Annotated in this window: 17 protein-coding genes and 1 pseudogene; 6 read left to right on the top strand and 12 right to left on the bottom strand. The window is 70.5% G+C overall.

The window, feature by feature from the left end; all coding sequences use genetic code 11:
• Positions 1-15 precede the first annotated feature (15 nt).
• Positions 16-585, top strand: a complete 570-nt coding sequence (locus tag NXI30_00990; GenBank protein MCR9092767.1) for a hypothetical protein — start codon at positions 16-18, stop codon at positions 583-585.
• 13 nt (positions 586-598) lie between these two features.
• On the opposite strand, the gene NXI30_00985 is transcribed toward NXI30_00990, so the two are convergent.
• From NXI30_00985 to NXI30_00975, 3 genes and pseudogenes are all read right to left on the bottom strand, one after another.
• Positions 599-2323: a hypothetical protein gene (locus NXI30_00985; protein MCR9092766.1), complete on the bottom strand. Its 1725-nt coding sequence runs from the start codon at positions 2321-2323 to the stop codon at positions 599-601.
• Positions 2324-2796: 473 nt separating this feature from the next.
• Positions 2797-2901 (bottom strand): annotated as a pseudogene (locus NXI30_00980) (prepilin-type N-terminal cleavage/methylation domain-containing protein).
• Positions 2902-3113: 212 nt separating this feature from the next.
• Positions 3114-4739, bottom strand: a complete 1626-nt coding sequence (locus NXI30_00975) for a DUF4384 domain-containing protein (protein MCR9092765.1) — start codon at positions 4737-4739, stop codon at positions 3114-3116.
• Between the two features lie 447 nt (positions 4740-5186).
• Here NXI30_00975 and NXI30_00970 point away from each other — a divergent pair, with 447 nt between their 5' ends.
• Positions 5187-5762 (top strand): LPP20 family lipoprotein, encoded by a 576-nt coding sequence (locus NXI30_00970; GenBank protein ID MCR9092764.1) that lies wholly within the window; start codon positions 5187-5189, stop codon positions 5760-5762.
• A 142-nt stretch (positions 5763-5904) separates the two neighbouring features.
• Complete coding sequence (locus tag NXI30_00965) at positions 5905-6687, top strand: hypothetical protein (protein MCR9092763.1); 783 nt, start codon at positions 5905-5907, stop codon at positions 6685-6687.
• On the opposite strand, the gene NXI30_00960 is transcribed toward NXI30_00965, so the two are convergent.
• A complete protein-coding gene (locus tag NXI30_00960; protein MCR9092762.1) occupies positions 6670-8340 on the bottom strand; it encodes a PilZ domain-containing protein in 1671 nt (556 codons plus the stop codon). The genes NXI30_00965 and NXI30_00960 overlap by 18 nt on opposite strands.
• Positions 8341-8591: 251 nt before the next feature.
• Here NXI30_00960 and arfB point away from each other — a divergent pair, with 251 nt between their 5' ends.
• The 3 genes from arfB to NXI30_00945 all read left to right on the top strand — a co-directional run bounded on the left by arfB (position 8592) and on the right by NXI30_00945 (position 11211).
• On the top strand, positions 8592-9038 hold the full coding sequence (gene arfB / locus NXI30_00955) for an aminoacyl-tRNA hydrolase (protein MCR9092761.1): 447 nt from the start codon (positions 8592-8594) through the stop codon (positions 9036-9038).
• Positions 9039-9212: 174 nt separating this feature from the next.
• The gene (locus tag NXI30_00950) at positions 9213-9437 is read left to right on the top strand and encodes a hypothetical protein (GenBank protein ID MCR9092760.1); all 225 of its coding nucleotides are present in this window, start codon (positions 9213-9215) and stop codon (positions 9435-9437) included.
• A gap of 262 nt (positions 9438-9699) precedes the next feature.
• Entirely contained in the window at positions 9700-11211 is a 1512-nt protein-coding gene (locus NXI30_00945; protein MCR9092759.1) for an FHA domain-containing protein, read from the top strand.
• A 133-nt stretch (positions 11212-11344) separates the two neighbouring features.
• On the opposite strand, the gene NXI30_00940 is transcribed toward NXI30_00945, so the two are convergent.
• From NXI30_00940 to NXI30_00905, 8 genes are all read right to left on the bottom strand, one after another.
• Positions 11345-11926: a hypothetical protein gene (locus tag NXI30_00940; protein ID MCR9092758.1), complete on the bottom strand. Its 582-nt coding sequence runs from the start codon at positions 11924-11926 to the stop codon at positions 11345-11347.
• A 170-nt stretch (positions 11927-12096) separates the two neighbouring features.
• Positions 12097-12924: a hypothetical protein gene (locus tag NXI30_00935; GenBank protein ID MCR9092757.1), complete on the bottom strand. Its 828-nt coding sequence runs from the start codon at positions 12922-12924 to the stop codon at positions 12097-12099.
• Between the two features lie 3 nt (positions 12925-12927).
• Complete coding sequence (locus NXI30_00930; protein ID MCR9092756.1) at positions 12928-15138, bottom strand: hypothetical protein; 2211 nt, start codon at positions 15136-15138, stop codon at positions 12928-12930.
• Between the two features lie 139 nt (positions 15139-15277).
• Positions 15278-18220: an aminomethyl-transferring glycine dehydrogenase gene (gene gcvP, locus NXI30_00925; protein ID MCR9092755.1), complete on the bottom strand. Its 2943-nt coding sequence runs from the start codon at positions 18218-18220 to the stop codon at positions 15278-15280.
• Between the two features lie 165 nt (positions 18221-18385).
• On the bottom strand, positions 18386-20626 hold the full coding sequence (locus tag NXI30_00920) for a hypothetical protein (protein MCR9092754.1): 2241 nt from the start codon (positions 20624-20626) through the stop codon (positions 18386-18388).
• A gap of 306 nt (positions 20627-20932) precedes the next feature.
• Complete coding sequence (locus NXI30_00915) at positions 20933-22912, bottom strand: cation:proton antiporter (GenBank protein ID MCR9092753.1); 1980 nt, start codon at positions 22910-22912, stop codon at positions 20933-20935.
• A gap of 44 nt (positions 22913-22956) precedes the next feature.
• Complete coding sequence (locus tag NXI30_00910; protein ID MCR9092752.1) at positions 22957-23370, bottom strand: DUF3568 domain-containing protein; 414 nt, start codon at positions 23368-23370, stop codon at positions 22957-22959.
• 43 nt (positions 23371-23413) lie between these two features.
• Positions 23414-23974, bottom strand: coding sequence for a hypothetical protein (locus tag NXI30_00905; protein MCR9092751.1), 561 nt, complete (start codon positions 23972-23974; stop codon positions 23414-23416).
• Positions 23975-24130 lie beyond the last annotated feature (156 nt).

Genomic DNA, 24130 nt, shown 5'->3' with positions numbered 1-24130 from the left:
GGTCGGGCTCCCTCGATGGCCAATCTGCTGCCGCGATCGCAGGCGCCCTTCCCGGCGCTGACCGAAGCCGAGCGTGCCCGCGTCGAAACGCGGGCGCGCTTCGCGTTGGGCACTCCCTGGACGCGCCTCCGGTCGTTTTCGGCGGACGCTGCCCACGCACTCGCCGCAGAGCTCGACGAGCTCGACGAGGCGCCCTCGCTCCCGGTGGCGCAGGCCTTGCTGGCCGAGCTCGATACGCAGCGCGCCGAGCGGGTTTCGGCCGTCGAGGCCGTGACGAGCGGGCTCCGTGGCCTGCTCTTCCGACCGGGGCGATCCCTCCGGAGCGGGGAGGCGGAAGCGGCGAGTCGCGGCTTCTTCGACGTAGCGGACCGTCCGCCGCCGCTCCTCTGGCTCGAGGCGGTCGCGCGCCCCCGCGCGACGGGCTCCGACGAGATCGAGATCGGGCTGCTCTGCGGCGTGCCCGGAGACGCGCTCGAGCGCGCAGCGGCGGGCGTCTCCGCCTGCGTGAGCGGGGCGCTGACCTGGACCGACGACGCGACCGCCGGGATCGTTTCGACGCTACCGGGTCGGATCGACGGGCGTTAGGCGCTGCGCCGTCTCAGAGCACCCGAACGGGTTGCGACCCCAGCGCCTGGATCCGGACGCGGCGGTCGTCGTCGTAGATCATGACCTGCTGCATGCCGCTCGCGCGGAGGCGCGACACGATGTCCTGGGCGCTGGCCTCGCGCTCGGCGTCGGGGAGGGCGAGCCAGGCGTCGGTGACCTCGCCGACGAAGGATCGGCCCGTGCCGGCGGCGTCGCGGCCGCCGGATTCGAGATAGGGTGAGACCGCCGCGAGCTGCTCGCGGCCTAGCCGGTCGAGGTCTCCGTCACGTTCCGCGTAGATCCAGAGCCCGACTCCGATGGCCCCGGCGAGGGCAAGGCCCTGGGCGACCCGGGCCCACGGGATCTCCATCGAGCGGGCGCGCGCCGGCGCGACCTTCTCGTCGTCGGCGTGAAGCGCCTCGCGGACGAGGTCGCGGGCGTTCTCTCGCGGCGCCTCCGCCGCGTTCGGTGCCTTGCGCTCGCGCTGGGGCGGCCGGCTTTCCTGGCGCTTCGCAGCCCGTTCTTCGCGGAGGTGCTCGGCGAGGGGCTCGAGCAGGAACTTGTTCTTCAGCTCCGAGAGGGCGCAGGCGACCTTGTAGGCATCGTCCGCGATGTTCTGGTTGATCTCGCTCTGGAACACGACGCCGAGCTCGTCGACCCAGGGACCCGACAGCTGATCCGGCGGGAGGTCCGCGTCCTGGAGATCGATGCCGAGCACGGCGACGGAGCGGCAGAGCAGACCGATCAGCACGGCGGTTCCGAGCGGATCGTCGGCGGTGGCGAGCGCGGGGCTCTGGAGGGACTGGCGCTCGCTGTCGGCCAGATAGTCGAAGTCGAGGGCCCAGGCGATCCGGTCGGTCGGCGTCGGCTCGGGCGACCCGTCGGCGAGTCGGCGGCGGACGGCTTCCGCGACCGCGCGAAGCGGGGCGGACTCGAAGACCGACGTGGGTTCCGTCTTCGGGGTCCGGAGGGTGCCCGCGCCGACGTCGCCCCAGTCGGCGGAGTCGAGGAGCTCGTCCTCGACGCGGGCGAGGAGGGCGGCGTTGTAGGTCACGATCGCACGGAGGACTCTCGGCGCGAAGTAGAGGGGGCCGAGCTCGGCCTTGCGCTGGCGCAGGGTGCGCTGGCGAAGCTCTTCCCGGAGCTCTTCCGCGTCGAGGTTCGCAGCGGCGAAGAACTCCCCTTCGATCTCCGCCAGGCGGGGATCGTCGGGATCGTCGTGGGTCTGGCAGAGGGCGGAGAGGCGCTCGGTCAGCGTGACCGGATCGAAGCGGACGGAGCCGCGTTCGGCACCGTGGGTGCAGAGGAGGGTCACGAGGTAGTCGATCGCTCCGATCCGCTCTTCGATGCCGGAAGCGCCCGCGAAGTCCGGGCCGACCAGGAGATCGAGCAGGTGGAGCAGGCTGCGACGATCTTCGTCGCGAAAGCCGGGCAGGGCGGATCGCAGCTGTCCGACCGGCACGCCCGTCGCGACGTGGCGGATCGAGGTCTCGAACTCGGAGAGCAGGTTGTCGATCCCGGCGAGGGCGCTCGGGGAGACGTCGCTGCGGGAGTCGATGATCGTCGAGAGGTGTTTGGTCAGCGCGCGGCCCGTCGCTCCGATCTCGTCGGCGTGTTCGACGATGCCGGCCGGCGCGAGCACGCCCCAGGCCGAGCGCAGGTCGCTCAAACGAGCGAGTCGGGGGCTCAGGGCATCGTCCTGGGTGGTCGCTGCGTTCGGGCTCGTCTCGGCGCTCATGCGAAACCTCGATCGGCAGGCCGGGCGGGCGGGACCGCGCCGGAGACCTAGTAGACGGTTCCGCTCGTGATGCAGGAGCCGAGGATCTCGGGCGTCAGCGTCGTGTGGTCGCAGCCGAGACCGCCGTTCACGAAGCTGCCGTTGCCGGCGGCCTTCTTGTAGCCCCAGATCTGGACCACGCCGTTCTCGTCGAGGTCGGCCGCGGCGTCGGCGGTGTAGCCGCTGGAATCGGCGGAGATCGCGACGGCATAGGAGAAGAAGACGCGACCTTCCGGCGACCAGCCGAGTGCGGCGAAGTCGCTGCCGGCGACGTCGAAGTCGACGGCGACCGAGCCCGGGATGACCGCCGGCTCGGCGTTGGCCGCGATGTATTCGCCGGTCTCGCCGAAGTTCGCCTCCTCGACCACGCGAATGGCGCCGAGGTTGGTCTTGGCCTCGGTGGTCTTCGAGCGCAGCTGCTGCGAGGCGAGCATCGGGATCGCGATGGAGGCGAGGATCCCCAGGATCGCGACGACGATCATCAGCTCGATCAGCGTGAATCCTCGTAGGCGATCCGATCGGAGAAGTCGTTCGTTCATGACGAGAAATGCATCGTCGGGACCGGAGGGTCGCTGGAGTGCGATCTGTCACGTGCGGAAGCCGGGTCGCAGAAACTCCGCCGGCCGGCAGGCGGTCGGCAGGCGACCGGCAACGACGTGCGGGATCCGCGTGGCGTCGTTTCGCGAGAGAACGCGGAGGAGCGATGGATTACGCCGCTACCGCGGCTTGCGCATCGTCGTGAGGAACGCTCTTACCGCGGCCTGCGCATCGTCGTAAGTGTCAGCGTCTGCTCGGCGACCTGCTTGCGCGCGCGGCGGGCGATGCCGCGGGTGCGGACCACCTGGTCCGCGCCGTCCGGAATCACCGTGTAGCGCTCCCCGTCGATCGTCGTCGTCCGCGTCACGAGCTTCGGCGGTCGCTCGTTGGAGGCCATGGCGTGGATCATCTCGACCCCGAACGGCGGCACGATCTCGAACGAAGACGGGTACTCGACGAGCTGGTTCACCTTGTCCTGGTCGATGTACCACTCCTGCGTGATGGGGACGTGGTCGCCGCTCGTGAGGACGTAGATCAAGCGGACCCAGGCGGGCTGGTTCACGCGCACGTAGAGCGAGAGCTCCTCCCCCTCGTCGTAGACGATGCCGCGGTCGCCGCGGTCGGTCCGGACCTCGACGCGGAGGTCGCCGGAAACGACGTCGCCGCCGGCGAGCTTGTCCGCATCTTCGGCGAAGCGCTCGAAGTTCGCCGGTCGCGTCGCGAGGGTCGCCGGCACACCGGAGCCGGCGAGCACGACCTCGGCGCTGGCGAGGAGTCGCCCGGTCGCGGCTTCCTTGGCGTTCACGCGGAGCTGGAAGTCGCGGGCGGGGGCGTCGCGCTTCGACGCGGCGTGGGCGGGCCCCGTGGTGTCTCCGACGTCCGCGACGACCTCGACGGAGGGGTCGGCCTGGAGCTCTGCATAGGTCCCGCGAAGAACGACCGTGCCGCTGGCGGGCGCCGAGCCGACCTCGCTCCGACCGATGGCGGATTCGAGGGAGAGCGCGACCTCCCGTCCGAACGGGCTCGAGACGTCGCGGCCCTGATAGAGGAGCGGGGCGACGACGAGCGTGGCGCCGCGGCCGATGCCGGCTTCGGCGAGCTGGGCGGCGAGGGCCGAGGTCGCGCCCCGGATCGACGTCGCGTCTTCATGGGGGAGAGCGCGAATGCGCGCGCTGATCCGGGTGGACTGGGCGGCCAGGGTCGCGCCGACGTCGTCCCCGAGCAGCCCGCCGCGCGAGAGGGCCGCAGCGACGGCTTCGTGTTCGAGGGCCTCGTCGAGGGAACGGCGGCAACCGCGGTAGGCGTCGAGCGCCTGCTGGGCTCGGCCGGCCGCTTCTTCGGCCGCCGCGGCCTCGAGGCAGCCTTCGGTCTCGGCCATGGCGCGATCGCGCTGGCGACGGCGGGCGCCGGCCGCCGGCAGCCGCTCGAGGATGGCGAGGGCGTAGACGCGCTTGCGCTTGCGGTGGGTCTCGAAGCGGACGCCGTCGAGGCGGATGTCCGAGGTCGCTCGGATGCGGCTGGTGAGCTCGTTCTCGATGTGGCCCTTCTGCTCGTGGAGGACGTCGACGACGTTCGATTCGATCTGGACCGAGACCTGTCGCGCGAGGTCGGCGGCGGCCTGCTGCTTCGCCGCTTCGACTGCATCTTCGTTCTTCCCGGTCGTCTGCGCGAAGCCGACCAGGAATCGTCCGGCCGGGAAGGCAGCGGCCGTGCCGTTCTGCTCGACCCAGTCCGGTGTCGCCGCCGCGGCGCCGGGGCCGGGGACGAGGGTGCCGGCGACCAACAGGAAGTAGGCGAGGCCGGCGGCGAGCGCGGATCGGGCGGATGCGCGGCGATGCATGTGGGGAAATCCTCCGGGGAAGCGCGTCGGCCCGGGCCCCGCGTCGTCCGATCGAATGGACTGGACGGGGCAAGGGAAGAAGGGGAGATACGCGATCGGGAGTGCCGATTCGGGCCGCCTGCGTTTCCGTCGAAAAAGCGCGAAACCGCGTGAAACCTATTCGAAGGGATACGCTACTTAATCCCAGCAGCCGCCGGGGGGGTGTCCCCTGCGACGCGGCGATCCATGGCTTCGGAGGCCTGCGGGGCCGGTGAGGCGTGGGGCGCAGCGAACGCGGTGAGCGTGCGAGACGGGCGCTGAGAAAAAATGCGCTGGGCGGTTGCCCGATCCGGGCAGGAATCGCGCCTACAGAATCGAGAGCGCGACCCATAGGGGACCAGGTGGTCGGGGTCGCACGAGATGAGCCAGCAAGGATTGGAGGCACACGGAATGCGTGTCCAGAACCGAATGATTCGAAGTTTCCTCACCGTCGCGGCGCTGGCCGTCGTGGCCGTGACCGCGGGCTGCGGCAAGGACGTGTCGACCCCCGATGAGCAGATCCCGAGCGAGTTCGCCGGCGCCCCGGACTGGGTGCTCTCCGGCTGCAGCGCCTACTGGGGCGACGATGGCGGCGCGCGCATTTGCGGCGTCGGCAACGCCAAGTTCACCGGCAACATGTCGATCACGCGCACGAAGGCGACCTCCCGAGCGCGCGCCGAGATCAGCCGGACCCTCGAGACCAAGGTCAAGAACATGGTCAAGGACTTCCAGGAGCAGGTCACCGACGGCGAGTCCGAGATGACCGCCGAGCAGTTCTCGAGCACGACCGTCTCCCTCTCGAAGGCCACCCTCAACGGCACCCAGCAGCAGGACACGTGGATCTCGCCGAGCAACGAGCTCTACGTCCTCGTCGCCCTCGACGTGGCCGCCTTCGAGAACTCGGTCCGCGAAATGGACGAGATGAGCGACAAGCTCCGCACCTTCATCGAGTCCCGCGCCAAGAAGTCGTTCGCGGAGCTCGACGAGGAGATGGAGGACTACTGATCCTTCGCCTGCGGGCGCTCGGCGAGCTTGGAGTTCGCTCCGGCTCCAGGGGCGCTCGGCGCGAGTTGGGAGCCAGCTCCGAGCGAGCCGGCAACCGGCGAATGATCCTCTCCTTGACCGGGACGCTCCGATGGAGATGATGATGTTGAAACGAGCCACGAGTCTGTTGGGACTCGTGGCTTGTTTCGTTTCGTGCGCGGGGGCGGAGCGGGGCGGGCCGCCGGTGGTGGATCGGTTCGAGCCGCCGCGGCCGGTGGCGGCCTGGGTCGATCAGCCGCCGGTACGATGTGCGGTCGGGTCCTCGGGGCCGACGCTCAATCCGCGGAACGCGATTCGCTATTCGCGAGTCGCCGCGATCGATGCCCTCGCGGCGGGCTCGCTCTCCGTCGACGTCCAGTCGATCACGGGAACGGGCTCCCGCGGCGAGTTCGAGATGACGACGCAATCCCTGTCCGGGGTTCTCGCGGACGCGCGGATCGCGGCGCTCTGGGCGGAAACGAATCCGGGCATGCAGGGGCGCGCCCGCCTTCGTCAGGTTCACGCCCTCGCGTGCTTCCCGGACGCCGACCTGAGCGGGCTTCCCGACCTCGAATACCCGCGCTGGCTGATCGAGGCACCGAGCGCCGCCGAGCGCGTCTGTGCGACGGGGATCTCCGGGCCGACCTGGAAGGCCGAGGATCAGGAAGCGTCGGCGCTCGGGGATGCGCGCCTCGCGTTGGCGATCGCCCTCGAGAGCCGGATCGAGAAGCGCGTCTTCGACGATGGCCGCGGCGTCGCGCGCATGGCGCGGGAGATCGACCCGTCGCCCTCGGCCCTGCGCCGCGCGGCGGGGGCGGAGGCGCTCGAGGAGCGCTGGCTCGACGAAGACGGGGAGGGCCCGCTCGGGCTCCCCGGCGTCCTCTACGGACTAGTCTGCGTCGAATAGATCGTCGAGGTGGGCGTTGATCTCGTCGTCGCTGTCGACGAGCTTGTCCTTCGGCGGCGGCGGACCCGCCTTCGAGATCGTCTCGAGCATCTCGCCCATCACGACCGCGCCGCTCTTCTCGAAGAGGTCTTCGTCCCGGCCCATCCGGAGCGGGCTGCTGCTGGCGATGATCTTCTCGAGGTGGTCCCGCTGACCGTCCGAGAGCTCCTGGAACTCGAGCACGACCCCGGCGACCCCGTCGTCCCGGAGCGCCGTCGCGAGGACGACCAGGGGCTCGAGCTCGGTCCCGCAATGGAGCGCCACGCGGAGCGTGTCGCCGACGTCGACGGCATCGGTCGGGCCGATGCGCATCCCGCCATGGGAGAGGTCGCGACCGACGAGGACGCGCGCGGCCTCCTCGCCGAGGGCGACGATGCGGCGGTCGTACGGGATCCGCGGGTCGCTTCGTCGCTCGTCGACGTCGGTTTCTTCGGGCTCGACTTCCTCGCCGCCCAGCACGTCGAGGGCGGAGGCCACCTCGTCTTCGAAGACTTCTTCCGGGTCTTCGACCGGCGGCGCGAGGGGATCGAAGTCCGCTTCGAACTCGATCTCGTCCGGGTCCGGGAGCGCATCCGGCTCGATCGCCTCGGTCAGGTCGTCGTGGAAAGTGCCCTCGTCCGTCGCCGGGGCCGCCTCCGCTTCGGCGTTCACCTTCATCTTCGGCTCGGGCGCTGCGGTCGCGGCGGCGGCCGCGGGCTCGTCGATGGCAACCGGCTCGACGGGCGTCCCGGTCGCCGGAGGTGTCGCAGCGACCGCAGCCGCGGGCCGCGGGTGCGCTGCTCGGGTCGGGGGGAGTCTGCGCGCGGACGCTTCGGGATCGATCTCCTCGGGCAGCGGGACCGGCTCGATCGGCGGGCTCGTCGGTTTGGCGGGCGCCTCGCCTGCGGTCGCCTCGAGCTTGCCGCTCCAGCTCGCCGGGCCAGCGGCGAATCGATCGAGGATCGCCGAGACGGCCTTGTGGTGCTGGCGCGGATCGACGAAGGCGACGCCGATGATCGAGTCCTGGCGCCCGTTCTCGCCGGGGGCGCGAATTCCGCGGACGACCTTGGCACTGAGCTTGAGCGGCTTGCCGAGGGTCAGCTCCTTGCCGAGCAGCAGATTGAGCTTCATCCCGACCTTCGGCTCCTTCGGCAGCTCGACGCGTGCGCCGGTATCCGAGAGCTCGAGCAGCGTCGCCCGCTGCTTGAAGAGGCCCGCACCGACCCGGATCGGATGACCGATGTGGGTGCGCTTGCGTTTGCGACGCTCGGGACCCCGGTAGAGCTGGTGCAGCAGGACGAGGCGAAGCGTACGCGGGTGGATCGGTCGGCGGATGACGAGGGATGCCCCGACCCGGTTCAAGTGGGCGAGCATCGTCTTGCTCGCGTTGTCCGCGACCGCGAGCGTGCGGGGCCAGAGCGAGAGATTCGGGGTACGGCCTTCGAGCAGGCGCTTGCCGGCGACGATGACGACCGACGCGTTCGCGACCTCGTCGGGGCTCGGAAGCCCTGGGCCGTCGTGGATCTCCACGGTGACCGCGAGCTTCTGGAGGATCGTCACGAACTCGGAGAGCTCGCCGGCGCGCTGGATCACGATCGCGCGGCTATTCACCTGTTCGCTGCTGGACTCACTCACGAAGTCGCGCTTCCCTTGCCCGCGAATCGAGGGTCCGGGCGGCGCCGCGGAGCGTCTCGACAAGGGGGGCTTCCCCTCTGGACGATTCGACCGTTCGGGCCCCGGTCTGAAGCCCCGACCGAGGAATCCGGCGCCGGCAATCGGAATCCCGAGGTCGGCCCCTTTTTTCCGATCGGTCGGCGGGCGGGGGTGCCGGGAGCGGCCAGAGTCGGCCACCGCGGGTACGGACGCAGGGAGGGGAGGGAGGCACCATGGCAGCGAGGCGCGGGCGCGAGGATCGGGCGCTGCCGGGCGGCAATCGTATCCCGGCCCTCGAGATCGAGGAGCTGGCGAGCCGGGCCAGCGGCCCCGGCGGCCAGCACGTGAACACGTCCAGCACCCGAGTCTCGCTGCGCTGGAACCTGCGCACGTCGAGGGGGCTCATGCCGGACGGCCGGGAACGCCTGCTCCGCAAGCTGGCGAGCCGGCTCACGAGTGACGGCGTGCTGGTGGTCCATGCGGACCGCCATCGCAGCCGGCGCCGGAACCTCGAAGAAGCCCACGATCGCCTCTTCGAGGTCGTTCGGACGGCCCTCTATCAGGCGCCTGCCAGGCGGCCGACGAAGCCGCGCAAGGGGGCCGTCGAGCGACGTTTGCAGGAGAAACGTCGCAGAAGTGCGGTCAAGCGTGAGCGTCGCCACCGACGAGATGACGACTGAGTCCTTCGATTTCGAAGGGCTCGGCGCGACTACGGTCTTCTCCCACCTCGAATTGTTGGGTTCGCCCGATCGATCTGCTCGACGGGGCGGACGATCGGTTGGCCAACGACTCGGCTCGGGGGCCGGTTCCGTTCGCATGCGAACGGGGACCCACGCCCTCGAGTGGGAGAGATCATGGCAGCGAAGAAGAAATTCGGCTGGGGCGGCGCGCGTCCCGGGGCGGGGCGTCCGAAGGGATCCGGAAGCGGACCTTCGCCCAACGCGCGCAGGAACCGCGTCGCGATCATGCTGACCGATGCCGAGCTCAAGAGGCTGAACCGTCTCGCGTCTCGGAAGAAGACGCCGCTGGCGACCCTTGCCTACGAGCTGCTGGCGAAGAGCCTGAAGGCCCAGCGCTGATTCGACACGCTTTCGGACCTGCCCTGGTTCGATTCCCCCTCGTCCACGAACCGGCTCATCCGCACGCCCCGATCCGCCGACGAAGACGACTCGACCGGAGCCGAGAACGAATGCCCCTCGGGGAAGGCCGGCCCGCCATGCTCCGTTGCTTCCCTCGGCCGACAGGGCCCCCTATGGTGTCTCCCGTTCGCCGAACGAGCCGGCTCGGCCGGTTCTCGGGCCCGTTCATGGGGCCCGATCGGGGATGGAGGGGAGAGCACCCTTGTCGACCTGGCTGACCGCCTGGCGCAGTCGTGAGGAGCGCGAGCCCACGGGGCCCGTCATGGAGCTCCTGGTCGTCGCGGGTGCGGACGCAGGCAGCCAGTTCACCCTCGAGGGCAACGAAGTCCTGCTCGGCCGCGGCCAGCCTGCGAGCGGCCAGGTCGACGTGATCCGGCTCGACGACAAGAGCATCTCGCGAAAGCAGGCCTGGATCCGCCGCGACGCGTCCGGCACCTCGATCGAGCACATCCCGACCGCCGCGAACCCGACCCTCCTGAACGGGGCCGAGATCTCTCGCGCGCGCCTCTCGGTCGGGGACCGGATCGAGATGGGCCGGGTCGCGATCGACGTGCGCGCGCGGCAGGGCATGAACCTCTCCGGTCTGACGGAGATCATGGAGGACGCCGCGCGGGAGAGCACCGCGACGGGGGCCACCCTGCGCTCCGCGGTGACCCAGCCCGCCGCGACCCGCTCGCCTTCGCCGCGGGATTCCGCCTCCGAAGTCACGGTTTCGACCGTCGACGTCGGCGCGGGCATCGTCAGCGACGCGACGGACATGCGCCCGGTGGACGTGCAGATCGGCGACCTGATCGTCGCGCGTGGGATCGAAGAGCTCGCGAGCGCACGCTTCCCCATCTCGATGGGGACGACCACGATCGGCCGTGGCGATGACGTCGATGTCCGCATTCCCGAGCGCGGCGTGTCGCGGCTCCATGCGGAGATCGAGATCGCCGGCCGCTCCCTCGAGCTGGTCCACAAGAGCGGTACGAACCAGACCTTCGTGAACGGCTTTCCCGTCGTCGATCGGGTCGAGCTCGAGAACGGGGACGAGATCCAGCTCGCGGATCAGGTGGTGCTCCGCCTGGCCCTCGCGGCGAAGGCGCGACCCGCCGAGCGCGCCGCGAGTTCGCTCTCCGGCTCCGCCCTCTCTGCTCGCATGGAGCACAAGCTCGATCTCGAGCGGGAGATCGAGCAGTTCAACGTGATGGGCAGCTTCCTCGACGTCGACGTCGTCGAGTCCAGAAAGATGAAGGGCGGCGGCGAGAAGGCGGAACACATCATCGTGTCGTTCGATCGCTTCCGCGGCTTCGTGTCCGGGATCTGCGAAGAGTTCGAAGGGCAGGTCCTGAACAGCAACGGCGACGAGCTGATGTGCTTCTTCGAGAGTCCCGAATCGGCGCTCCTGGCCGGCAGCGCGATTCTCGAACGCCTCGAAGCGTTCAACGAGGACTCGAACCTGCTCGGCAAGCCCTTCCGTTTCCGGATCGGCGCCCATACCGGCGTGTCTCTCGTCGATCTCTCGGCGGGCATCGCGTACAGCGAAGTCCTCGATACCGCGGGGCACATCCAGAAGCAGGCCGAGCCGAACACGATGCTGATCTCGGAGCAGACGCTCGAGAGCGTCGGCAAGGACCTGCCGGTCACGAGTGTCGGCGAGCTCGCGGGCGACGGGGGGCCGCTCTATCGGGTGGATCGTTTCCTCGCACCCGAAGACGTTCGTAGCGGCGCCTGAATCCGCGACTGCCCATCGGCAGGGAAGATCACGCCCCGACGAGAAACGGCGCCGCCCGCAGGCGACGCCGTTCTGGTTCGAGCGCTTCCCGGAGCCGTCCGGGAAGGGCCGGGAGCGGCGAGGCGCGTGACGCTCAGACGCCGCCCTCGTTCAGCTGGAAGATGTCCGTGCCGCCGTCCGCTGAGGCGCGAAAGAAGAGCACGGTCGTCGTCGACCCGTTCGTGGCGGTGATCGACTCGCCGGAGGCACCGGACTCGGAGGCCGTGATCTCCCACCCGTTCGCCTCGAGCTCGTCGCTGTAGAAGCGGGCGACCTCCGCCGGCGGGTCGTTCGACAGGAGCTGGACGGCGCTCCGCTCGCTGCCTTCGACGTTGCCGGACATGCCCAGCGCGGGCACGGAGTTCGGGTAGACCGGCAGGCTGCTCGGGAAGTTCGACGGGATCGCAGCCTCTGCGGTATCCGGAAGCGCCTCGGGGAAGCGCTCGGCCGCGATTCCACCGGCGCCCGTGGCGCCCGAACCCGACGCGGTCGCGCTCGGCTCCGAGGCTTCCGGGGTCGGATCGGCGCCGAACTCGACCGGCTCGGCGGTCGGGGCCTCCGGCTCCTGGGTTCCGGACTCGCAGCCCGCCAGGGCCAGGAGTGTGATCAGGGCAGCCGCGATCGCCGCGACGGGGCGGCGGTCGAGGAAGGAAAGGGCGGATCGAGAACGGGACATCGGGCGTCTCCCCTGGAGTTGAAGCGGCCAGAGCATACCAAAGGAACCCGCTGGGCCAGCGGGCGTTTCCTCGCGAAGACGGGGCGGGCGGTTCTTCCCGTGTGACGGCGGGATTCCCGGGCCGCTGGATCGCCGGCGGGTCGGCCGCGAGGTCCGGGCAGCCCGGCGGATCAGGGCTCCGTTTCGGCGAGTTCCGCCCGGAGCTGCCGGGCGCTGACGCGAACGTCTTCGAGAGTTCGCGACCAGTCACCGCGACGGAGCGACTCGGAGAGGACGGGTCGGATCTCCACCCGGCGCCATTCCGGGTAGCACTCGCGGCTGCGGTCGGGGCACGTCTCCGGCGGGCGGGAGAACGACACGCCCGACACCACCGCGAGTCGCTCGAGGTCGGCCCGGTCGACCGCGCCGAGGCCGTTCTCGCCGACCAGGAAGAGGAGCACGCCGAGCGGCCGCTGCTGCGAACCGACCAGGTTCGTGACGTAGGGGTCTCGGACCGCACGCGGATCGGCGTGTCCGCGGAGCTCGATCGCTTCGAGGCTTCTCCAGATCGACGGCAGCGCGCGCAGCTTCGCCAGGTAGACGCGCATCGCCGCGAGCAGATCCTCCTGGGCCTCCGGGCCGAGGGCGGCGCTGCCGAAGCCGTCGAAGAGCTCGTCGGAGAGCGTGATCACGCCGGTCTCGCAATTCGGCTCGAGCTCGAGGGCGAGCAGGACGGGATCTGCGCACAGGGAGGCGAAGGCGCGATCCACGGCTTCGAGGGAGCGGGCCGAGGGCTCGATCGCTGCGAGCATCCGGGGCGATGGATCGATCCGATTCCCGCCAGCGCCCGGATCGCGGCTGCCGGTCAGGAGGACCACGCCGACCGCGACCAGCGCGACGGCCACGAGTCCGCCCCACCACTCGCCGAATCCCGACGCGCCCGCCGGCGTCAGTCCGCCGCGGATGGGCTGCCCCGCGTCCCGCGCGTTCGCGCTCCTGCCGTGGAATCGTGCGCCCACGCGTCAGTCCTTCTCTTCTTCGTCGTCCGCTTCGTCGTCGCGGTCCTTCGCGCTCGTTCCGAGCAGTCCCGACAGCTTGAGATCCTCACCGAGCTCGCGATCCGGGGTCGGGAAGTGGCGTACGTTCGACTGGGGCTCGGACTCGGCGTCGTCGAAGCGCGCGTAGGGGTCGGGACCCTGGGCGCGCGGTGTTCCCATCCGGTAGCCGGAGAGCGCGAGGTCGCGCCCCGTCGATTCGTGGGGCTCCTCGCTCGCCTCGGCCGCCGCGAAGGCGGGGGTCGTCGGCTCGTTCGCGAGGGGCTCCGGCTCGCGCGGCGGTCGAACGGCGCGGCTCGTGTCCCGCGGCGGCTCCGTCTCCCGGGCAGGATCCGAGGGCGGGGCCGGAGACCAGTTGCGTTCCCGCGCCACGCCGGACTCGCGCTCCCGCGGCGCCCCGGCGACGATGTCCTTCGGCCGCGCCTTGCGCGCCGCTTCCGAGGTCGCAGTCTCGAGGAGCGCGACGGCGTCGGTCGCCTGGGTGAGACGCCGACCGAGGTCACCGCCCGCGCCCTGCAGCCTCCGGCTCTCCTCGTGGATCTCCTGGCGGAGCGCGTCCATGGTCTTGTCGATCTGGCGCGTGTGGCTGGTGAACTCGCCGATCGCACGGGCGATGTCTTCGGCGCGGGCCTCGACGTCGCCGACTCCGGTCCGGAGCGGCTTGATGGCCTGATTCATCCACTGCCCGAGGGCTTCGACCTCGTTGCGGACGCGGTCGAGGGCGACGTGGGTCTCGCGGGTCGAGCCCTCTGCGGCGCGGATCGGACCGGCCAGCCGGTCGATCGTCTCGTTGCTCTCGGCGAGGGTGTCGCGCAGCTGGCCGACCGTCAGGCCGAGCACGTCGTCGACTTCGCGGAGGGAGCGCTGGAGCGAGTCGCCGAGTCCGTCCCCCAGGCCGACCAGGGCGCGTCGGATCTCGGAGAGTGAGCGCTCGACGAACTGTCGCTGCTCCTCGACGCCTTCCGCGGCGTGCTCGAGGGAAGTCCGGACGCCCTCGGCCGTTCGCGCGACGACCTGCTGGGTGTCGCCCATGCGATCCGCGGTGTTCGACAGCGACCGACTGGTCGATCCGAGGTGGTCGAGGACGGGTTGCATCTCGCCGGCGGTCCCGTGCATCGTGCGCGCCGCCTCTTCGACGGCACTCGCGCTCTCGATCAGGGTGCGGGCGATGCGGTCCTGTGTCTGCGCGTTCTCGACCATTCGCTCGAAGGTCTCGGCCAGGCCGCTCGTGACCGTTCCCTGGTGTTCGGTGGCGCGCTGGAGCGCGTTGCGCAGCTCGGCGAGGTGGTGCTCCACGCCCTGTCGCACGGAGAGGGAGAGCTCCTGGACGACGGTGTGGAGGGCGCCGCGCTGTTCCTGGGAGACCAGGCTCGCGGCGCGCGAGGTCGACTGCTCGATCCGCTGCAGGCCGCGGTCGAGGCGTTCGTTCAGCTCGTTGCCGAACTGGCCCAGCTCCTTGCCCAGGGTCTCGAGGCTGCGCTGCTGGGTCTGCCGCGTGATCTCGGCGAGCTCGCCGGGGGAGACCGAGCCGTAGGCGCGCTCGACGACCTCGTCGAGCGCCACGGCGCGGGCGTTGAAGCCGCCTTCGAGGAGGCGACCGGTCAGCGAGGCGCCCAGGCCACAGAGGAACCCCCAGGCCGTCACGCGAAGCGCCTGGCCCAGCTGCATGGCGAGCCAGGCCGACTGCGCGTCTGCGCCGGCCTCGTCGGCGGCCAGGCTCGAAAGGCTCGGAATCAGCCCGGCCAGGGCGCCGAAGACCCCGAGTCCGAGGAAGATCCCGGGCAGCGTCGGAAGCAGGCTTCGCCGGGGTCCGAAGGGCAGCAGGGGCTTGTCCTCGAAGACGTCGATCAGTCGGATCGGGGCCCGGCCGCCGGCCTCGCCGAGCTGGGCGGTCGACCAGCGTCGATCGAACTCGGCGAAGGCGTCCGCGAGGGGCGAGTCCGCCATCGCGTCGCGCAGCGGATCCCCGGCGTCGCCGGGCGGTCTCCCTTGCCCGGCGTCCCGGGTCTGGTCGCGGAGGCGCCGTTCGAGCAGAAAGAGGCGGACGAGCCGGACCGCGAGCGGGCCGTAGACCGTGATCGCCGCGAGGGCGGCGGCGCCGAGCACGACCCACAGGGCCTGCTGGCCCGTCCCATCGGACGGCCAGAGAATCGAGAACAACGAGTCCGGATCACCCACGCTACGAGCACCCCTCGCGTGTCGCGCCCGCCGGCGCCCGCACGCATCGAAGCGCGAAACGGTAGCACTGGCACGCAAGCGCGGATCCGAGGCCGGGCCGCCTCCGGGGCAGCCCCGGGTCGGCTGGGTCGAGGACGGCTCAGTTCTCGGTGAGCTCTTCGAGGGGCGGGCAGGTGCAGACCAGGTTTCGGTCCCCGTAGGCGTTGTCGATTCGCGCCACCGGCGGCCAGAACTTGTGCTCCCGGGTCCAGGGCGCCGGGTAGGCGGCCTCGGCGCGGGTGTAGGCGAAGGGCCAGTCGTCGCCGCAGACGACTTCCGCCGGATGCGGGGCGTGCTTGAGGGGCGATTCCCCGTCGGCCACGTCACCCCGCTCGATCGCGACGATCTCCTGCCGGATCCCGATCAGGGCCTCGCAGAGTCGGTCGAGCTCTTCCCTGGACTCGCTCTCGGTCGGCTCGATCATCAGCGTTCCGGCGACCGGGAAGGACATCGTCGGCGCGTGGAATCCGTAGTCGATCAGGCGCTTGGCGATGTCCTCGACGGTCACGTTCGCCGTTCGTTCGAAGGGGCGGCAGTCGATGATGAACTCGTGGGCGACGCGACCGCCGGGTCCGGTGTAGAGGACTTCGAAATGGTCCGCGAGCTTGCGAGCCATGTAGTTGGCGTTGAGGATCGCGATCTGGGTCGCGCGGGTCAGCCCCTCGGCGCCCATCAGCGCGATGTAGGCCCACGAGATGGGCAGGATCGAGGGCGAGCCGAAGGGCGCCGCGGAGACCGCGCCTTCTCCGAAGACCGGGTGGCCCGGGATGAAGTCGCGCAGGTGTTCGGCCGCGCAGATCGGCCCCATGCCGGGACCGCCGCCGCCGTGCGGAATCGAGAACGTCTTGTGCAGGTTCAGGTGGCAGACGTCGGCGCCGATCTCGGCGGGCGAGGTCAGGCCGACCTGCGCGTTCATGTTCGCGCCGTCCATGTAGACCTGACCGCCCGCCTCGTGGATCGCGCCGCAGATCTCGACCACCGCTTCCTCGAAGACGCCGTGGGTGGACGGGTAGGTGATCATGAGCGCACCGAGCTGGTCGCGGTACTCGTCGATCCGTTCGCGCAGGTCGGCGACGTCGATGTTCCCGCGCTCGTCGCACTTGACGGCGACGCAGCGGAAGCCGGCGATGACCGCGCTCGACGCGTTCGTGCCGTGGGCGGATACCGGAATCAGGCACACGTCGCGCTCGGCCTCGACGCGGGCCTGTCTTCGGGATTGGTGGTAGCGCCGAATCGCGAGCAGGCCTGCGTACTCGCCCTGGGATCCGGCGTTGGGCTGCAGGGAGACGGCGGGGAGTCCGGTGATCTGGCCGAGCCAGGTCTCGAGCTGCTCGAAGAGCATCGAGTAGCCCGCCGCCTGGTCCGCCGGCGCGTAGGGGTGGAGCTGGCCGAACTCGGGCCACGTGACCGGGATCATCTCGACGGTCGCGTTCAGCTTCATCGTGCACGACCCGAGCGGGATCATCGACGTCGTGAGGGACAGGTCCTTCGCCTCGAGGCGATGGATGTATCGCAGCATCTCCGTCTCGGAGTGGTGCCGGTGGAAGACCTCGTGGGTGAGGAACGGGCTCGTGCGGACCAGGGACTCGGGAAGGGCGTCCTCGTTCTCGTCGGTCGGCGTGAGGGCGTCAAAGTCGAAATCGAGATCCGCCTCGCCCGCGAAGCACGACAGGATGTCGAGCACGTCGTCCGGGGTCGTCGTCTCGTCGAGGGAGATGCCGAGCGAACCATCGGGCTCCACACCTTCCGCGCCCTGACGATAGAAGGCGCGCAGGTTCAGCTCGCGCTCCCAGCCCGCGGAGAGCACGTCCTGCGCGGAGAGGCCGACGGGCCGGACCCGCAGCGTGTCGAAATAGTCGAAGTCCTCGACCTCCTGTCCGAGTCGGACGAGACCACGCTTGAGCGCGCCGGTCAGGGCGCGGACGCGCTTCGCCGTCCGGGTGAGGCCTTCCGGTCCGTGGTAGACCGCGTACATCGACGCGAGGATCGCGAGCAGGACCTGCGCGGTGCAGATGTTGCTCGTCGCCTTCTCGCGGCGGATGTGCTGCTCGCGGGTCTGGATGGCGAGGCGGTAGGCGAGGCGACCGTCGCGGTCACGCGAAAGCCCCACGAGTCGACCGGGGATCCGGCGTGCGTGCTTGTCGCGCGTCGCGAAATAGGCAGCATGGGGACCCCCGAAGCCCATCGGGACGCCGAAGCGCTGGGTCGTGCCGAAGGCCACGTCCGCACCGAGATCGCCGGGCGGCGTGAGCAGCGTCATCGCCAGCAGGTCCGCCGCGACGCAGGCGAGGGCGCCGGCATCGTGGGCGCGCTCGATGATTCCGCGCGGGTCGCGGACCCGGCCGTCGGTGGCGGGATACTGGAGGATCACGCCGCCGACCCCGAGCGCGTCGAAGTCCGCCGTCTCCGGGTCGCCGACGTGGAGCGTCATGCCGAGGCCCTCGGCGCGGGTCCGGAGCACGCCGAGGGTCTGCGGGTGGCAGTCGTCGGCGGCGAAGATCGCGTTCTTCCGGTCTCCCTTCGCGACGGCGCGACAGAGACCGAGCGCTTCCGCCGCCGCAGTCGCCTCGTCGAGGAGCGAGGCATTCGCGAGATCGAGTCCCGTCAGATCCGAGACCATCGTCTGGAAATTGAGGAGCGCCTCGAGCCTTCCCTGCGAGATCTCCGCCTGGTAGGGCGTGTACTGGGTGTACCACCCCGGATTCTCGAGCACGTTCCGCGCGATCACCCCGGGCACGATCGTGTCGTGGTAGCCCTGGCCGAGATAGCTGCGATGGACGCGATTCTCGTTGGCGATCTCGCGCAGCGCGGCCAGCAGCTCGGCTTCGCCGAGGGGCGCTTCGGGCAGTCCGTCGAGGACGAGCGCTTCCTTCGAACGGATCGACGCCGGAATCGTCGCGTCGGCGAGGTCCTGGAGCCGGTCGACACCGACGCGCGCGAGCATCTCCGGCAGGTCGCTCGTTCGGGGACCGAGATGGCGACGGGCGAACGTGTCCGACGGACGGACCTTCGCGAGGAACGATTCAGGAGACGGCTGAGGCATGCGGGGGGACCTGTCGAGCCGGCGCGATGGGGGGTGCGCGCCTGGCGACCACGGGGTGCCCGGATCCTAGCAGCCCAAGCGAAAACGCCCGCGGCAGGGGCCGCGGACGTTCCAGGAGGCCGGACCAGCCGTCTCCTCGTTCGGTGGTGGATCGCCGAGGCGTCCCTAGAGCTGCCACCAGTAGATGGTCTCGGTCAGCGAGTTCGGGTCGCCACAGTCGGTCTTGTAGAAGCCGATCCCGTCGCCGCGGGAAATGCCCGGGCGAGCCTCCGAGTCGACGTCACAGGACGTCGGCTGGACCGTCACGATCTCGTCGTGGGCTCCGTTCGCGTCGAAGACGATTAGCTCCTGCGTCGTCGCCACGCCGAGGCGGTTCCCCGTTCCGCCGGTGAAGGCGAGTCCCGTCATGTCGAGCAGCGAGTCGACGATCCAGAACGTGTCGGTCAGGTCCTGGGTGTCGCCGGTCTCGAGGTCGAAGATCAGGTCGGCGTTCTGGTCGACGATCGCGATCGAGACGTCATCCGGCGAAGCCAGGATGATCTCTGAGGCGAGGTCGTCGAAGACCTCGAGGTCGACGTCCTGCTGGTCGAAGGTGCCCGCACCTTCCGTGAAGCTCGCGAGTCCGCTCGTTCCGCTGACGAACATCACGTTGTTGGTGCGGTCGAAAGCGATCTGGGTGGTGCCGCTCGTGAAGGTGTGCGGATCCGTCGTGAAGGACGGGCTCGCGCCGAAGGCACCGCCGTCGACCATGCCCGGTCCGTTCGTCACGTTGATGCCGATCTCGCCCGGCTCGTAGAACCCGGTCGTCCAGACGTCGCCGCCGTTGCCGAGAGTGAGCGACTGCGGGAAGGCCGGGGCCTCCTGCTGGACGAGCGTCCCCGCGCCCGCGCCGGCGAGGTCGATGCGGGCGAGGCCACCGCCGGCGCCCATCGCGACGTAGAGGAACTGGGTCGCCTCGTCGACGACCATCTCGACCGGGACGTCCCGGAGGTCCCACTCCGCGGCGGTCGTACCGCTCACGATGTCCTTCAGGACGACGCGGTTGGTGCCGCGCTCGGTCACGAACGCCCAGCCGTCGCAGAAGGGCTCGAAGTCCTCGCCGCGCGGGACCGCGAGCGAGCCCCGGGTCGGGCCGGGGGGTGTGTCCGTCGAGCAGAAGGGATCTCCGATCGTCGTCGCAAGGATGCCGGCCGGGACGCCGATCGTGCTGTTGGAGTCGCCGAAGCCCGCGGCGGGCGCGTACCAGTGGAGCTCGGTGCCGGTCCCGGAGCAGCTCATCTTGGCGATGGCGATCTCGCCGCCGGCGGAGAACTCGGCCTCGTCGAAGCTGCCGCCGCAGCTGCTCGTCGGGGTCGTTCGCGTGATCTCGGCGTGCCTGGCGAAGTCGAAGACGACGTAGGACGAGGCGCTCGTCGCGAGGAGGAAGTCCTCACCGCCGATCGGGTTGAAGGCCGCCGCCGTGGGAGCGACCTCGACCTTCCAGGCGCCCATGACCGTGTCGACGTCCGCCGTCGACATGTCGTTGATGACGTTGCTGCCGGCGAAGCTGGCGTTGCCCGACTCGTTCACGAAGGCGATCCGGCTGTCGTCCGGGGACAGGTCGAGGTCGAGGACCGTGCCGGTCGACGGGTCCTCGTCGCCGGTCGCGGTCAGGACGACCCCGCCCTCGGCGTAGTCGAAGAGCGTGATGTTGCTGTCGTCGATTCCGATCAGCTGGTCGGTGGTCTCGTTGTAGATGATCTCGGTGCCCGCCAGCGTCGCGTCGAGGCCGACGAAGGTCGGCTGGGGCTTGCTGTAGGCGCGGAGCTCGGCGCCGGCATTGGCCGAGACCAGGAGATGGTTGGCACTCTGGGTGATCGAGGTCGGCGCGCTGTTCGTGGCCGCGACATAGACCGTTCCGGCGTCGAGGTCGACGGCCGCGATCAGGCTCTGGTCGGGCAGGGTTGCGTAGACATAGTCCTCGGTCGCATCGAGCTCGAGGTCGTCCGGCGCGCCGGGCAGGTCCCAGCGCGTGTCCCACTCGCCCGTGAAGATGTTGCGCAGCTCGAGCCGTTCGTTGGTCTTGTCGGCGATCAGGACCCATCCGTCGCAGAGCGCGATCACGTCGCCGGAGTCGAAGGGGAGACCGATCCGTCCCGTCTCGGCCACACCCGCGACGGTGTCCGTGACGCAGCTGGTCGCCGCACCGATCGCACCCGCGGCGCCCGGGTTCGGCGTGGGGGCCGGGTCGGAGAACACGCTCGACACGCTGCTGCCCCCGCCGCCGCCTCCGCCGCCAGCGCCGCCGCCGTCCATGTTCGAGTCGAGACAGGCGGTCGAGGCGCTGAGTGCGAGCACCGAAGCCCAGATCAGTGCGGAACGCAGCTGGTCGGGTCGGGGAAACACACGGGGAAAGTGGATCGACATAGGGTTCGTCTCCGATGGGCGGCGCGAAGAGCGCCAACGAGACGGGGAGACGACGGCGGCGCCCGGAATCTCGGCTTCCGGCACGCTGCGCACACAGTTCTCCCCGATCTGGTCGCTTTCGGGTCGGATCGGCGCGCCTAAGGGCCCGCTGTAGTGAAACTTCTTCGCCCGACCGGGCCGTTCGAGCCGTCGCACGAAGCTTCTCGACGGGCGCGAACGGGGAGGGGTGAAAAAGCAACGGTCGAGTCGGGATCGGCGTGACTCCGGTCACGTCGGCTCCGGGGAATCCCGGAGTCTCGCGTCCGCTCAGCCCTCGGCGTCGGCGAGCAGCGCGCGCACGCGGAGGAGCTCCTCGGCGCCGCCCAGGACCAGCAGCCGATCGCCCGGCTCCAGGGCGAAGTCCGGGCTCGGATTCGCGTGGCTGTCGTCGCCCCGCTCGACGACGAGGACGAAACCACCCGTCCTCGCGCGCAGGTCGAGGGAGCCGAGGGTCGGCCGGGTCGTCAGGTCCAGCGGGACCTCGACCCACTCGGTGTCGGTGTGTTCGAGGAGCTCCATCAGCCAGGGATCGATGGGCAGCGCCGCCGGCGCCCGGATCGCGCCGTAGCCCTCTTCGCGCAGCGCCTCGGTGAAGCGCGCGATCGCGCCGCCCGGGACCTCGAAGTTCTCGAGGGCCCGGGCGACCAGCTCGATCGAGCCCTCGAACTCCTCGGCGACGACGACGTCGGCGCCGGCCATCGACAGGCGGTCGACCTCGCGCACGTAGCGCGTGCGCGCGAGGATCGGCGTGTCCGGGGCCATGGCGCGGATCCGTGAGACGATCCGCCGGGTCGCGAGGGGATCCGAGATCGCGACGGCGACGAGCCGTGCGTCCCAGACCGCGAGATGACGCAGGACCTGCGGCCGCGTCGCATCGCCGTAGATCACGGGCTCCCCGGTCTCGCGCGCCTCGAGCGCCGCGCTCGGGTTCGTGTCGACGGCGATGAAGGGCACGTCGAGGGAGCGCAGGAGTCGGATCAGCGTCTGTCCCGCCGGCCCGTAGCCGATCACCACGACCCGTTCCCCCGCGTCGGCGGCCGGCAGCGCCGCGTCCTCGGCGAACCGTTGTCCGGGGTGCCCCAGGCGTTCGGCGATCGCGCCGGCGATCGCCGGTGCGCTTCCGATCAGGAAGGGGGAGAGGACGAGGCTCACGATCGACGCGGCGACGACCCGGGCCTGGAGGACGGGCTCGATCACGCCGACGGCGCTGGCGACGCCGAGCAGGACGAAGGCGAACTCGCCCATCTGTGCGAGGGAGAGACCCGCTTCGAGGCTCACGCGCAAGGAGCGGCGAAGCAGGACCGTGCCGGCGAAGACCACGATCAGGCTCTTGCCGATGAGGATCGCGAGGACGTCGAGCACGAGGGTGCCCGGCGCCTCGGCGACCTGGGCCGGGGAGAAGAACATGCCGACGGCGGTGAAGAAGATGCCGAGCAGGACGCCGCGGAGGGGGACGACTTCGCTGAAGAGCTGGTGGGCGTAGGGGGAACCGCTCGCGGCGACGCCGGCGAGGAAGGCGCCGACGGCGAGGGTCAGGCCGAGGGCTTCGGCGGCGAGCGCCGAGCCCAGCACGATCAGCAGCGCGAAGAGACTGAAGAGCTCGCCGCCGCGATCCTGGGCGACGCGGTCGAGCAGGCGCGGGACGAGGAACCAGACGCCGAAGCCGACCAGGGCCAGCGCGACGACCATCTTGCCGACCGCGAAGGCGAGGGCGCCGGTTCCCCCGACGTCCCCGGCGAGGAGCGGCACGATCAGCAGGAAGGGCACGATCGCGAGGTCCTGCATGAGCAGGACGGCGACCGAGAGCTGACCGCTCGGGGCGTCGATCTGCCCCTCGTCGGTCAGCAGCCGCAGGACGATCGCAGTCGACGACATCGAGACCCCCGCGCCGACGACGAAGGCCGCGGGCCACGTGAGTCCCGCCGCGGCGGCGGCCGCCGCGACGACGGCGAGGGTGACCGCGACCTGGAAGCCGCCGCCCACGAGCGCAGGCCGCCAGAGCGTGCGCACGCGTTCGAGGGGCAGCTCGAGCCCGATCTCGAAGAGCAGGAAGACGACCCCGAGCTCCGCCAGCTCGCGTACCGCGTCGGGATCCGAAACGAGCCCGAGCGCGCCGGGGCCCGCGATCGCGCCGACCACCAGGAACCCGACGACCGAGGGCAGGCGCAGTCGCTCCGTCGCGGCGAGGCCCGCGGAGGCCAGCGCGAGCAGGACGACGGCTTCGATCAGCCCGTGCGAGACCTCCAACGCCGACTACTCCCCGTGCGCGTCCCGCCGCGGCGCGATTCCGTTCAAAGAGCCTGCCGGATCTGTTCGAGGACGAGGCGCGAGCGGGCCTCGTTGCCGAAGACGCCGATCCGGATCCGGAGATCGGTCTGCTCGTCACCCTTCGCGATCAGACGGATGTCGACCGGGTCTCCGCCCGCCGTCGTCGCGCGCCAGCGGATCCGATCGCCGGTGTCTTCGAGGACCGCCTCGACGTCGACGTAGCGAAGGGTTTCGACCGCCGACTTCACCGCCTCGTGGAGTGTCGCCATCGGCACGCCCTCCGTCACCCGCAGCTCGCCCGTCGCGAACGCGATCGCGCTCGTGCCGGCGCCGCCGGCGAGGAGCAACACGCCGCAGCCCGCCTGGAGGAACGTGGCGGCGAAGAGGGCGGCGAGCACGAGGCGGGGCCGCTGCGGGCGAGGCAGGTCGGTCGGCACGGGGCGAGTCTCGTCCGGCTTAGGGGTTCTGTCGAGACGTCCGCTAGCCCGTCGGCGGATCGCGGAAGAGAATTTCGACGCGAGTGACCGTCTCGCGCGGGTAGAAAGTCAGATCCGCGGCGGCCGTCGGCCCGGTCGCCCGGAGAGAACCCGCCCCGCGGTCCGCGCCCGGGACGACTTCGAAGCCCTCGGCGCGGAGCGCCGCGCCGTAGCGTTCGCGTGCGGCGTCCGGTTCTCCGGGCAGATCGACCAGCAGCAGTCGGTCTCCGTTGCGACGGGTATCCGCGAGGACCCGCCCGCCTTCGAGGCGCGGCCACCGCGCGGGCAGGTCGGCGGGCCAGGGTTGCGGCCCGATCCGGCTCTCGCTCCGGGTGTTCGGCTCGTCGAGGGCCGCGAAGGCGGCGTCGGCGCGGCGCTGGATCGACTCCAGCTCCGCCGGCCCGGCGGCGCGCGTCGCCGCCCGGTCTTCCGTGGTGGCGGCCTGCGTGCGCGTCGGTTCGGGTTCCCCGGAAGGGGCGCCGGCGTCACAGGACGCCAGCGCGAGCGGTGCGGTCGCGAGCGCGAGGGTCGCGATCGTCCTCCAGAGTGTGATGGGCCATTGCATGTCGAAACGTCGCCTTCCAACCAGAACGAAGCGATTCCGGGGTGTCTGGAGAGAGTGCCAGGGATCCGCGATTCGGGTCCGTCGAAACGGGAAAAGCCGTAAAGGGCCGGGGGTTGCGTCGCGATAAGTCCAATCGGTTGCCGCCTCTTTGCCGGG

It is taken from the genome of bacterium (assembly GCA_024742285.1).
Taxonomy (GTDB): domain Bacteria; phylum Myxococcota_A; class UBA9160; order UBA9160; family UBA4427; genus UBA4427.
Note: the sequence above shows the minus strand (reverse complement) of the source record. Positions and strands in the feature narration are given on the sequence as shown.

Coding starts and splice junctions, on each gene's coding strand:
- NXI30_00920 (MCR9092754.1), bottom strand. CDS start 20,626: ATGTCGATCCACTTTCCCCGTGTGTTTCCCCGACCCGACCAGCTGCGT.
- NXI30_00985 (MCR9092766.1), bottom strand. CDS start 2,323: ATGAGCGCCGAGACGAGCCCGAACGCAGCGACCACCCAGGACGATGCC.
- NXI30_00905 (MCR9092751.1), bottom strand. CDS start 23,974: ATGCAATGGCCCATCACACTCTGGAGGACGATCGCGACCCTCGCGCTC.
- NXI30_00940 (MCR9092758.1), bottom strand. CDS start 11,926: ATGTCCCGTTCTCGATCCGCCCTTTCCTTCCTCGACCGCCGCCCCGTC.
- arfB (MCR9092761.1), top strand. CDS start 8,592: ATGGCAGCGAGGCGCGGGCGCGAGGATCGGGCGCTGCCGGGCGGCAAT.
- NXI30_00990 (MCR9092767.1), top strand. CDS start 16: ATGGCCAATCTGCTGCCGCGATCGCAGGCGCCCTTCCCGGCGCTGACC.
- NXI30_00970 (MCR9092764.1), top strand. CDS start 5,187: ATGATTCGAAGTTTCCTCACCGTCGCGGCGCTGGCCGTCGTGGCCGTG.
- NXI30_00950 (MCR9092760.1), top strand. CDS start 9,213: ATGGCAGCGAAGAAGAAATTCGGCTGGGGCGGCGCGCGTCCCGGGGCG.
- NXI30_00975 (MCR9092765.1), bottom strand. CDS start 4,739: ATGCATCGCCGCGCATCCGCCCGATCCGCGCTCGCCGCCGGCCTCGCC.
- NXI30_00965 (MCR9092763.1), top strand. CDS start 5,905: ATGTTGAAACGAGCCACGAGTCTGTTGGGACTCGTGGCTTGTTTCGTT.
- gcvP (MCR9092755.1), bottom strand. CDS start 18,220: ATGCCTCAGCCGTCTCCTGAATCGTTCCTCGCGAAGGTCCGTCCGTCG.